Annotated in this window: 10 protein-coding genes; 5 read left to right on the forward strand and 5 right to left on the reverse strand. The window is 59.5% G+C overall.

The window, feature by feature from the left end; translation table 11 throughout:
* Positions 1–50: 50 nt before the first annotated feature.
* Both CHU70_RS01775 and CHU70_RS01780 read right to left on the reverse strand, forming a co-directional pair.
* Positions 51–1,028, reverse strand: coding sequence for a DUF368 domain-containing protein (locus CHU70_RS01775; protein ID WP_070652662.1), 978 nt, complete (start codon positions 1,026–1,028; stop codon positions 51–53).
* A 207-nt stretch (positions 1,029–1,235) separates the two neighbouring features.
* On the reverse strand, positions 1,236–1,826 hold the full coding sequence (locus CHU70_RS01780) for a TetR/AcrR family transcriptional regulator (RefSeq protein WP_070652661.1): 591 nt from the start codon (positions 1,824–1,826) through the stop codon (positions 1,236–1,238).
* 443 nt (positions 1,827–2,269) lie between these two features.
* Between CHU70_RS01780 and polA the strand changes: the two genes are divergently transcribed.
* From polA to coaE, 5 genes are all read left to right on the forward strand, one after another.
* Entirely contained in the window at positions 2,270–4,915 is a 2,646-nt protein-coding gene (polA, locus tag CHU70_RS01785; RefSeq protein WP_147719393.1) for a DNA polymerase I, read from the forward strand.
* A 282-nt stretch (positions 4,916–5,197) separates the two neighbouring features.
* On the forward strand, positions 5,198–6,661 hold the full coding sequence (gene rpsA / locus CHU70_RS01790; RefSeq protein ID WP_005510285.1) for a 30S ribosomal protein S1: 1,464 nt from the start codon (positions 5,198–5,200) through the stop codon (positions 6,659–6,661).
* 73 nt (positions 6,662–6,734) lie between these two features.
* The gene (locus CHU70_RS01795; RefSeq protein ID WP_070429619.1) at positions 6,735–6,944 is read left to right on the forward strand and encodes a hypothetical protein; all 210 of its coding nucleotides are present in this window, start codon (positions 6,735–6,737) and stop codon (positions 6,942–6,944) included.
* Positions 6,945–7,039: 95 nt separating this feature from the next.
* The gene (locus CHU70_RS01800; protein ID WP_370449643.1) at positions 7,040–8,149 is read left to right on the forward strand and encodes a glutathione S-transferase family protein; all 1,110 of its coding nucleotides are present in this window, start codon (positions 7,040–7,042) and stop codon (positions 8,147–8,149) included.
* A 33-nt stretch (positions 8,150–8,182) separates the two neighbouring features.
* Positions 8,183–8,824 (forward strand): dephospho-CoA kinase, encoded by a 642-nt coding sequence (gene coaE, locus CHU70_RS01805; protein ID WP_147719394.1) that lies wholly within the window; start codon positions 8,183–8,185, stop codon positions 8,822–8,824.
* Here the strand turns inward: coaE and CHU70_RS01810 are convergent.
* The 3 genes from CHU70_RS01810 to CHU70_RS01820 all read right to left on the reverse strand — a co-directional run bounded on the left by CHU70_RS01810 (position 8,757) and on the right by CHU70_RS01820 (position 11,744).
* Positions 8,757–9,971: an aminotransferase class I/II-fold pyridoxal phosphate-dependent enzyme gene (locus tag CHU70_RS01810; RefSeq protein ID WP_070595578.1), complete on the reverse strand. Its 1,215-nt coding sequence runs from the start codon at positions 9,969–9,971 to the stop codon at positions 8,757–8,759. The two genes, coaE and CHU70_RS01810, sit on opposite strands and share 68 nt — an antisense overlap.
* A gap of 104 nt (positions 9,972–10,075) precedes the next feature.
* On the reverse strand, positions 10,076–10,765 hold the full coding sequence (locus CHU70_RS01815; protein ID WP_240593373.1) for a hypothetical protein: 690 nt from the start codon (positions 10,763–10,765) through the stop codon (positions 10,076–10,078).
* A gap of 94 nt (positions 10,766–10,859) precedes the next feature.
* Positions 10,860–11,744 carry a DUF559 domain-containing protein gene (locus tag CHU70_RS01820; RefSeq protein ID WP_049193954.1) on the reverse strand — a complete coding sequence of 295 codons (885 nt, stop codon included), beginning with the start codon at positions 11,742–11,744 and terminating at the stop codon, positions 10,860–10,862.
* Between the last annotated feature and the right edge of the window lie 133 nt (positions 11,745–11,877).

Consider the following 11,877-nt stretch of genomic DNA (forward strand, 5'->3'; position numbering starts at 1 on the left):
GCAAAGCCGTCGATAAGCGAAAATGCTCTATCGAAGCGACTTTGACTAGTTTAGTCCATCGACCCCGAATTAGAAAAACGGCGCTGCGCATAAGCGACGACGCTGACGATTGCGGCGCCGAGAATGAACAGTCCGAGGGCGAGTCCCCAGTCGGAGCCGATGCCCTGGAGCTCGTTGTTTTCGGTCTGCCACGGCCAGAGAGCGCGCAGCGAACCGAGCATGAGGCCGGACATGGCGACCAACGTGAGCGCCTGGTGCGTACTCAGCAGCCATTCGAGGAGGCGGATGAACAGGACGATGCCGATCAGCGCGCCGACGAAGAACGTGCCGATGTAGGCGAAGTCACGGTCGTGAATTGCGCCCATGGTCGGTGCGTAGAGTCCGATGACCAGCAGGAAGAAAGAGCCCGAAACGCCCGGCAGAACCAGTGCGCACACGGCAATCGAGGCGGCGATGAGTACAAGCCAGAGAGGCGGCTGCGTCGGCGCGGCCTGTGGCAGGGAAGTAAGCGCGAACAGGGCGATGCTGAAGAACAGGAAGACGGCGATGGCCTTGCCGCGCATGCCCGGCTGACGCAGAGCGCCTGGCGGTAGCTCGTTCAGCGGCATGGTAATCGAGGCGGCGATCATGCCCATGAACAGTGCTCGAGAAGCGACTGGTTGGTTGGTGACGAAGTTCTCCATGATGCCTGCCATGGAGAAGACCACGGCAACCATGCCGATAGCCACCGGGATGAGCAGCCACCAGTCGATTCTGCGAAGGTCCTCCTTGAAGGTGCCCTTCGAAGTTGCCCGCGGCAGGTCGGTGATGCGCTTTGCCGATTCAATCAGGCGTCCGTAGATGCCCGTGATCAGCGCAAGGGTGCCGCCGGAGACCCCCGGAATCGTCTCGGCGAGACCAATGAGGCCACCGCGAACTGCGTTGGCGATGACACCCAGCGGGGTCGGCTTCGGGATTTCAGAGTAGGGGCTCGTGGTCGGCAGCGTGGTCGACTCTGCGCCAGGAGCGCTCGTATTTTCAGTAGACATCGCAGGCCATTGTATGTCTTCCACCTGAGAAGAAGCGTATTTCCGTGTGTGTATTAGTAGCTTCGGGGTGCGATTAAAGACACAAAACAAAAAAGCAGCGCCTGGGGTGGCGCTGCTGATTCAGTGAGTTACGCAGGAGTAGTCGGTGGCAGTGGGGGGGCAGTAGACGGTGGGCAGTGGAGCTGCTTTCTTAGCCGTGCTCAGTTCTTAGCCGTGTTCGATGATCTGCTGCAGGCAGCTGCCCAGGGCCTCCACCGAAATCCTCGGTGCGTTGGCCTCATCGATTAGGCCAGTATCAGAAAGAACTAGGTATCCGACGCAGAGGGAAATAGCCATTTGGCTGCGGTGCACAGCAGCATCGTGGCTAACGTCTTCCGGTCCGTCCTCTTCGACGCGGCGAATCAAGTCATCTGCAACAGCTTCATTGAACCGCTCGGCGATGACTTTTGCAGTTTCCTCGGAGTCGAGGGACCCGACAATCAGCGGAATCATGGACTGTCCGGCCATTCCTTGACCAGTCAAAATAGCGCTGGCCATCCGCTGGCCAAGTTCATTGAAGGGAGCTCGGCTGAGTGTGCCTTTGAACTGGCTGAAGTCAATCAGTTCGGCCATGAGACCTTCTTTGGAGCCGAAGTACTTGATGATGAGCGGCGCGCTAACGCCCGCATCGCTGGCAATTTCCTTCAGCGGCACGCTTCGCAAAGGCTTGCGCGCGAAGTGCCGAGCTGCAGCCGCGATGATGCGGTCGCGGGTGGACTGGGCGCTCCGTTGGAAATCGGTCGAATCGAACTCACTCATGCTGAAGAGTCTAAAGCCATGAAAGCGTAACTACGCCAATTGATTTCAGAGGCATGCGCAGGACGTGGTGATATGTTTTCGCGGCCACCTCAAAGAGGGGGTAATTTCTAGGTGCCTCATTTGGGGCAGGTTCCGTGCATGCTGTTGAACAATCGCTGGAAAATATGGAAAACTCCAGGAAAATAAGGCGAATATTAAAGTTGGATTACAGCATTTCGGAAACTGAAACCAGGTGCCAAGCGACGCTCGAGAGGCTCACTCTTGCGAATCACTGTTCAGGTGGACTAAGGGGCTGCTGAATCCGTTTCAAAATGCAGCCTGATTACCGTAATTATTGTTCACTGAAGCTGACCGGCCAACAGCTCATCCTCCGCAGCTCGCGATTCCTCAGCGCGCATCTCAGTTTTCCTACGCTGTTCAATATTTTCCTACACTGGGATGTCATGAAGAAGACCCTCATGCTTATCGACGGTCATTCCATGGCCTTCCGCGCGTTCTTTGCCCTTCCGGTGGATAATTTCTCAACCACCGGTGGTCAGACAACGAACGCGGTGTACGGCTTCCTTTCTATGCTGTCCAATATCCTCAGCGAGGAAAAGCCCACGCACGTGGCGGTCGCCTTCGATGTCGCCCGCGAGACCTTCCGCAACGAGATCTTCCCGGAGTATAAGGCTCAGCGTGAGAAGACTCCTGAGGAATTCCGTGGTCAGGTGCCGCTTATTCAGCAGGTGCTGAAAGAGATGGGCATCGTCACGCTGGAAAAGGACAACTACGAGGCCGACGACATTATCGCGACGTTGGCTACCCAAGCCAAGCCTGAGGGCTTCGAAACGCTCATCGTCACTGGTGACCGTGACTCGTTCCAGTTGGTCAACGACACCACGACGGTGCTTTATCCAATGCGCGGCGTCACCACGCTGCATCGCTTCACGCCTGCTGCTATCGAGAAGAAGTACGGTCTGACGCCGACTCAGTACCCGGATTTCGCGGCTCTCCGCGGCGACCCCTCCGACAATCTCCCGGGCATTCCGGGGGTCGGCGAGAAGACCGCGACGAAGTGGATTGTTCAGTACGGCACGCTGGCAAACCTCATCGACCACGCTGACGAAATCCGCGGCAAAGTCGGCGATAACTTCCGCGAGCGCGTCGCAAACGTCCAGCTGAACCGCGACATCACCGAAATGGTCAAGGATCTGCCCTTGCCGTACGGTCCGAACGAGCTCGAGCTCCGTCCCGCCGACGCCCAGGGAATCATCGACTTCTTCGACCGCCTCGAATTCGGCGACAACCTTCGCGAACGCGTCTTCCGCACCCTTTCCATCGAAGGCGCGGGCGTCACCGCCTCCACCAGCGACAGTGCGACAAAGCTCGAGGCTGTTTCGCTTGACGACGGCGCCCTGGCTGCCTGGCTCGATAATCTGCACGAGCCGGCCGCGTTGCAGGTCGGGGAGCACACCCTGATGATTGGCTCCGCAGATGAGAAGGGCAAGACCTCCGGCCAGGCTGTTTCTCTCGACTTGGGTGATCTTTCCGCCGAAGATGCCGACGCACTGCGCGAGTGGCTCGCTGGCGACCATCCGAAGCTGGTGCATGACTCTAAAACGGCCATGCATGCACTCTGGAACTACGACTTCGAGCTGGCCGGGGTCATCCACGACACCTTCCTGGCTGCGTATCTGCTGCGCCCAAGCCAGCGCAGCTACAGCTTGGACAACGTCGTCCAGCGTCACCTGGGCCAGACTCTTTCGCAGGCCGAGGGCCAGATGACCCTGCTCGATGGCCCGGCCGAAGACGCTTCCCATGTCGCCGCCGTCATCGACCTGGCTGAGCGATTGGCTGTCGAACTCGACGAGGCCGGGCTCTACAGTGTGTACGCCGACCTGGAAGTCCCGCTCGCCCCAGTGCTGGGTCGGATGGAGCGTGCCGGTATCGCTGTCGATGTTGATGCGCTCGAGGAGCTCCGAAAGCAGGCGCAGGCGGCTACCGATGAGGCGGAGAGTGAGGCTCGCAACCTCGTCGATAAGCCTGAGCTGAATCTCGGATCGCCGAAGCAGTTGCAAGAGGTCCTGTTTGACCAGCTGGGAATGCCCAAGACAAAGAAGACGAAGACGGGCTATTCCACGGCGGCGAAGGAAATTGAGGGGCTGGCGAAGGTCAACCCGCATCCGTTCCTGGATTACCTGTTGAAGTTCCGCGAGTCGCAGAAGATGAAGTCGACCGTGGAGGGGCTGATTAAGGCTGTCGCTGATGATGGCCGTATTCATACGACTTTTAATCAGGCGGTCGCGGCGACGGGGCGTCTGTCGTCGACGGAGCCGAATCTGCAGAACATCCCGGTGCGCACGGAGTTCGGGCGACGGATTCGTGAGGCGTTCGTGGTCGGCGATGGCTATGAGCAGCTGATCACCGCGGACTACTCGCAGATTGAGATGCGCGTGATGGCGCACCTATCGCAGGATCCGGGGCTGATTGAGGCCTACCGACAGGGCGAGGACCTGCACAACTACGTTGGTTCGAAGGTTTTCGGTGTCGGCATCGATGAGGTCACGCCCGAGCTGCGTCGTCGTGTGAAGGCGATGAGCTACGGACTGGCTTATGGGCTGAGTGCTTTTGGTCTGGCGCAGCAGCTCGACATTCCGCAGCGCGAGGCGAAAAAGCTCATGGAGGACTACTTCGAGCGCTTCGGCGGCGTGCGCGATTACCTGCACAAGGTTGTTGAGCGGGCGCGCAAGGACGGCTTTACGGCCACGATGTTCGATCGTCGTCGCTACCTGCCGGAACTCAACGCCGACAACCGCATCGCTCGCGATAACGCGGAACGTGCGGCATTGAACTCGCCGATTCAGGGGTCGGCGGCAGACATTATTAAGATTGCGATGCTCCGGGTCGACGATGCTTTACGACGGGGCGGGCTGCGCTCGCGTGTCCTCCTGCAGGTTCATGACGAACTGGTTGTGGAAGTTGCAGATGGGGAAGAGGGAGCCATCAAGGAGCTGTTGCATCGCGAGATGGACTCGGCGGCTGAATTGTTGGTTCCGTTGGATGTTTCTATCGGTGCTGGTGTGAACTGGGATACTGCTGCGCATTAGTGGTGCGAAGGTCGGGCCGTAGTGCTGGTCGGCGGACTTGATGCGGGCTTGCCGCGGATGTGTTGCGGACTTGAATGTCGCAGCTCAAATCGGTATTGTTCGCTAGGTATGCATTAGCGTGCCGACTTTGCAGCCTCGAGCTCCAGGGACATCGGGTTAACTAATTGCCAATGGCGAGATTCGCCGAAAGCGGATTTGGCCCGGTTGTCCAGGTGTTTCTTTGAGGGGCAAGGCCGAAATTGTCCGTTTTTCGATTTCTATCCGCTTCGGAGCACATCTTATATGTCCACTTCTAACGTCCCTCAGGTTGCCATCAACGACATTGGCACCGCTGAGGATTTCCTGGCCGCTGTCGACTCGACGATGAAGTACTTCAACGATGGTGACATCGTTGAAGGCACCGTCGTTAAGGTTGACCGCGACGAGGTTCTTCTCGACATCGGCTACAAGACTGAAGGTGTCATTCCTTCCCGCGAACTGTCCATCAAGCACGATGTCGACCCTGACGAAGTGGTCGAAGTTGGCGATGAGATCGACGCGCTGGTCCTGACCAAGGAAGACAAGGAAGGCCGCCTCATCCTGTCCAAGAAGCGCGCTCAGTACGAGCGTGCTTGGGGCACCATCGAGCAGCTCAAGGAGAACGACGAGCCGGTTACCGGTACCGTCATCGAGGTCGTCAAGGGCGGCCTGATCCTCGACATCGGCCTGCGCGGCTTCCTGCCGGCTTCCCTCGTCGAGATGCGTCGTGTCCGCGACCTCCAGCCGTACATCGGCCAGGAGATCGAGGCCAAGATCATCGAGCTCGACAAGAACCGCAACAACGTCGTTCTGTCCCGCCGTGCATGGCTCGAGCAGACCCAGTCTGAGGTCCGCTCCGAGTTCCTGCACCAGCTGCAGAAGGGCCAGGTCCGCAAGGGTGTCGTTTCCTCCATCGTCAACTTCGGCGCATTCGTCGATCTCGGCGGTGTTGACGGCCTGGTTCACGTTTCCGAGCTGTCCTGGAAGCACATCGACCACCCGTCCGAGGTTGTCCAGGTTGGCGACGAGGTCACCGTCGAGGTTCTCGAGGTCGACCTGAACCGCGAGCGCGTTTCCCTGTCCCTGAAGGCTACTCAGGAAGATCCGTGGCGCGTCTTCGCCCGCACTCACGCAATCGGCCAGATTGTTCCGGGCAAGGTCACCAAGCTGGTTCCGTTCGGTGCGTTCGTCCGCGTCGAGGAGGGCATCGAGGGCCTGGTTCACATCTCCGAGCTGGCTTCCCGCCACATCGACGTTCCGGACCAGATCGTCTCCGTCGACGAGCAGGTCATGGTCAAGGTCATCGACATCGACCTCGAGCGTCGTCGTATCTCCCTGTCCCTCAAGCAGGCTGACGAGGACTTCACCGAAGAGTTCGACCCGACCAAGTACGGCATGGGCGACTCCTACGACGAGCAGGGCAACTACATCTTCCCGGAGGGCTTCGACCCGGAGACCAACGAGTGGATGGAAGGCTTCGAGACTCAGCGCGCCGAGTGGGAGGCTCGCTACGCAGAGGCAGAGCGTCACCACCAGCTGCACGCTGCCCAGATCGAGCGTCACCGCGCTGCAGCTGCCGAGGCTGCAGAGACCGCTTCGAACTACTCCTCCGAGTCCGGCGAGGCAGCTCCGGCTGCTCCGGCCGCACCGGCTGCAGACAACGCAGGCGGCACCCTGGCTTCCGACGAGCAGCTCGCTGCTCTGCGCGAGAAGCTGGCTGGCAACTAAGCTAGGCCGCTAAGGGCTTATACGTCCCTTTGAGAAATCGCCCCGGCGAGGTTTTCCTCGCTGGGGCTTTTTCGTGCCTTCTTTGCTTTACGACGGGCACCTGCTCGGCCTTGTTCTTATAGCGGCGGCTTGGGGGCTTGCTGCATTTTTGGTCCTGGTGTTGGGGCTTTGGGCCATAAAGGTGGCGCCGCTGTTGCCTAAAGCGGGCTTGCGCTTCACCAGAAGTGGCTTGCTGCACAGTAACGGGCTGCTGGCGAAGCGCAAGCCGTCCTATTGGCCCTAAGGGCCCTAATGTCCTGGTGGCCTTGTCGATTTTGGTGGCTCTGGCTGCCCTTACTGCCGTTGACAGCCCGTCTCTCTACCCATATGATTGGTGACATGACAACAAAGGACGAAGCCAAACAGGTAGATAACGCTAATCACGTAGAGGATTCCTCCCACTCCACAGGCGGTGTGTACTCGCAGGAGGGTAAGGACTTTAACCGCGACACCCGCTATATCAACGACCGCATTGTCAAGAACGGTCGCGAGATAGGCGAGGGGATTAAGACGTGGCCCGTTGAAGCCGGGCGCTACCGTCTTGTTGCGGCTCGTGCGTGCCCGTGGGCACATCGCACGCTTATCGTTCGCAGGCTGCTCGGCTTGGAAGATGCAATTTCGGTCGGAATTCCAGGGCCGGTTCACGATGCCCGCTCCTGGACTTTCGATAAGGGGCCAGGTGGCCGCGACGAAATACTAGGCTACGAGCGCCTGCAGGAGGTATTCCTAAAGCGCTTCCCGGACTACCAGCGAGGCATTACCGTCCCCGCCATCGTTGACATCGAGTCGGGTGAGGTCGTCACCAACGACTTCCCTTGGATCACCTTGGACTTCATTACCGAGTGGGTCGAGTTCCACCGCGACGGCGCCCCGGATCTCTACCCGGAGGAGATGCGTGAGGAAATGGATGAGCTCATGCAGTTCATCTACACCGAAATCAATAACGGTGTCTACCGCTGCGGCTTCGCGGGTTCGCAGGAGTCCTATGACAAGGCTTACGACCGCCTGTTCAGCGCCCTAGACAAGGTTTCTGAGCGCTTAGAGACCCGCCGCTACCTCATGGGCGACCACATCACTGAGGCCGACATTCGCCTTTACACGACCCTCATCCGCTTCGATGCGGTCTACCACGGCCACTTCAAGTGCAACCGGAACAAGATCTCCGAGATGCCGGTTCTATACAACTACCTGCGCGATCTCTTCCAGACACCTGGCTTCGGCGACACCACTGACTTTGTCGACATCAAGCGCCACTACTACGAGGTCCACCGCGACCTCAATCCGCTTGGCATTGTCCCGAAGGGCCCGGAGCTCTCCGACCTGCTCCAGCCGCACGGCCGCGAAGCTCTAGGTGGCAGCCCATTTGGTAACGGTACTGCTCCGGATCCAGTCAACCCGGATCCCGTTGAAGAGGGCCACCGCATCGAGGATCTCGTCGTAAAGCACTAACGTGCCGGGGCGTGTCCACGTACCCTTAGAGACATGCTCAAAGTAGGACTAACCGGTGGCATGGGCAGTGGAAAATCTACGGTCGCCCGTAGGTTTGCCGAGCTCGGTGCCGCCATCATCGACGCTGATCAGATTGCTCGTGACGTCGTCGAACCCGGCGAACCGGCGCTGGCCGAACTCGCCGAAGCTTTCGGCGAGGGCATTTTGCTTGACGACGGCTCCCTCAACCGCGGCGAGCTTGCGAAGCGGGCCTTCGTATCCGCGGAGAAGACGGAGCTGCTGAACTCCATCACTCACCCGCGTATTGAGCAGCGCACCGAAGAGCAGTTCAACGCGGCAGGTGACGCCATCATCGTGTTCGACTCTCCGCTGCTAATTGAAATGGGGCAGTCGGAAGCGCAGGACCTCGTCGTGGTTGTGCATACCCCGGTGGAGGTTCGTCTCGACCGTCTGGTGGAAAGCCGCGGTGTAGACCGAGAGGATGCGAAGCAGCGCATCGCTAAGCAAATCAGCGATGACAAGCGCCTGCAGTTCGCCGATGTGGTCCTGGAAAACTCAGGCACCGAGGAGGATCTCGTGCGCCAGGTCGACCGGATTTGGGAGCGGATTATTCAGCCGCTGAATCAGATTCGTCAGCTGCAGGCCGGGCAGCAAGATAATTCCGCAGCCGGGTGATAGCCTTCTCAATCACCTCGGCGCGCTTGCAGAAAGCGAACCGCACCAGGTAGCGGTACTTTTCTGACTCTGGGTCATCCACAAAAGCGGTGACGGGGATGGCTGCGACGCGGCATTCCTTGACCAGGCGGGTGCAGGTCTCCAGGGCGTCGCCAAGCCCCCAGCTCGAGACATCGGCGACGACAAAATACCCTGCCTGCGGCGTGAAGGCATCGGCGCCAAGGCCCTCCAAGCCCTCGGCGAGGAGCCGCATGTTGCCCTCGAGCTGACCTGCCAGCTCGTCCACCCATGGGGCACATTCCTGCAGGCCACGGGCGACTGCGGGCTGAAGGGGAGTGGCGCCGACATAGCTCAAGAACTGCTTGGCCTTGACGACGCCATCGAGTAGCTCAGTCGGGGCGAGCGCCCAGCCAATCTTCCAGCCGGTGACGTTGAAGGTTTTTGCGGCACTGGACACGACAATGGTCCGCTCGCGCATGCCGGGCAGAGCGCTGATGGAAGAGTGTGACAATCCGTTGAAGTACAGGCGTTCGTAGACTTCGTCGGCAAGCACGAGTAGATGGTTTGCGATGGCGACATCGGCGATGGCCTGCAAGTCCTCGTCCGCGAGGACGGTGCCGGTGGGGTTGTGCGGCGAATTGATGATGATCATGGCCGTTTTGGCGGTGACGGCATCGGCAAGCGCGCTGCGGTCGAGCGACCAGGAGCGTGCCGTGCCGGAAGCTGCGGGGATGAGCGGCACCGCGGTATATGTGCAGTTAGCCAGTGCGATGGCGGCTTTGTACGAGTCGTAGTACGGCTCGATGACGATGACGTGGCTGCCGGGTTCGAGATGCCCCAAGGTGGTGGCGGCAATCGCCTCCGTGGCACCGACCGTGACGAGGCATTCGGTGTCGGCATCGTAGACCTGCCCCGTGCGGCGGGCGCGATCGGCGACGATAGCCTCGCGGAGCACCTTCATGCCGCGGCCGGGGCCGTACTGGTTGTTTCCGCCAGCTATCTGATGCCTCGCCTCCGCGAGCACCTCGTCCGGCCCATCCCAGTCGGGGAAGCCCTGTCCAAGATTGATTGCCTCGTGCTCAGTGGCGAGGCGGGACATGGTGGCGAAGATGGTCTCGCCGAAGGGGCGCAAGCGGGAAACGGTCATGGTTTCACTGTAGGCGGGAGTTTGCGGGCTTGTTGCGATTCCCCATCGGCGAATCGCGGCTGGCGGCCAGCAGTTGCACCGACTGCCGACCGCCACCTGGTGCGCTAGTACATGTAAATCTTCGCGTTGTTGCCGCCGGTGCACACGACAACGTCGTCTTGTGTGCTGCAGCTGAGGTCGTAGGTCTTCCCGGTCGCGGGACTCTTGGCCTTGATGTTTGGCTGCAGGTGGTCGCGGATATTGTCCTCCGAGGCGTTAAGCCCCTCGGTCTGCTGGTTGAAAACGGCCTTCGCAAAGTCGCAGCTGGTATTCGGGCCCGCCGCGATGAGGTTGAGGCCGTACCCATCGCCGTAGATGCAGGTGGTTGCCTGTTCGCCGGCCGCCATGAAGGTAGATCCCGGCGAGGGGTTGTTGTAGATTTCAGCGGTCATGTCCTGACGAAGCCGGCTCCCGTCGCCGTTGTCGCCTCTTTCGCTTGACGACGTCGACGCGCCACCAGTCTCCGCCGTCGATGTATCGCCTCCCTGGTCCGGTGCAGAACCGGTTGGGTTTGGCGTGTTGCCCGAACTCTTGTCAGACACGCCATCCTCGGTCTGAGTAACGGTAGTGGTTTCAACCGGAGCAGCAGATTCGGGCGCTGCTTCAGTTTCCTGTGTTGAGCAGGCGGTGAAAGCCAATGCGGTGGTAGCGAGGATGCCGGCCACAAGGGCTCGGTGTGAGGTTGCTTTTCGAGTGGTGGAACCTGGGCGAGTCGTAGCGGGCGTGTGGACTGGTGTGCGGCGCGAAGTGTTCATAGGCGCCAGGCTAGTTGCTGTTCGGTCAGTTTTCATTACAAAATAAATAACAATTTGGCAAGTGGATGGCTGTTTATCTCGCGATATCGGCTGTTTATCGCTGCTTATTGGCGTAGCCAACCGTTGGATTCCATTCCCAAACTTTCTGACAGGCAGGCCATCCTGGTTTATAGTCCACGCGGGGACGGCGCTTTTGCACCCATCGAATTGCCTGCTCGATTTCGTCGAGGACACTGTCGAGATTCCAATTGATGCATGAGTCTGTGAACCGCAGGACTATCCAGCCGTGCAGCGTGCCGGAGTTGGCCTTCCAGCGATCTGCGATGAACGAGTCCTCGTTAGCGTGGTACGTCTCTGAGTCGACTTCGATAGCTATTTTCCACTGGTCAAGCAGGATGTCGAAGCAGTAGGGGCCGATGTACTGGTTCATTCGGATGCGGTACCCGCGCTTGATTAGTGGACGGGCCAGCTTGCGCTCGAGTTCGCTGCATGAGCCGATTGGCGTGGTGGCGATGGTTTCACGCAGCCAGGCGGGAACTTTCCGCATCCGGCTGAGGTCGTGGTTGAGTCGCTTCTCGCCGTCCCGGCCGGCGTAGTGTGTTTCCAGGATTCTGCGTGCATAGTCTTTTGAAGCTCGTGCTGCCCAGAGTGCTTCGACAACTGGGAGGCCATTGATGCTGGTGTAGGACGGTAGGCGGCTGTGCCTAATGGAGAAGGTCTCGGCCTGAACTGATCCCGCGCCTTCTGCCTGGATAGGAAGTGTCAGGGGAAGTCTCAAGTGGATTTGAGCTGCGCTTTTACCGGTTAGCGCAATGCTTTTGTAATGCCCCGTGATTGCTCGGGCGACTGAGGCGGGAGAGTGGTCGTCAATGTAGAGGCCACGTACCAATTTAATTAGCCTGCCTTGTTGTAGGAGGGCTCTGGTCTTTTTCTCTCCGATGCCGAGTGCACGCAACTCGGCCGTGGTGAAACTTCCCATGGTCGGGACTCTAAGCTTTTTCGGCCCAGGGGATTTTCTGTGAGAGAGGCTCCACGTCCAATCTGTGGACAACTTTCAGGGTGTGGATAACCCAGGCCTCCCGCAGCCTTGCAGCCTTGCAGCCTCGCAGCCG

It is taken from the genome of Corynebacterium sp. LK10 (assembly GCF_008042455.1).
Classification (GTDB): Bacteria; Actinomycetota; Actinomycetes; order Mycobacteriales; family Mycobacteriaceae; genus Corynebacterium; species Corynebacterium jeikeium_D.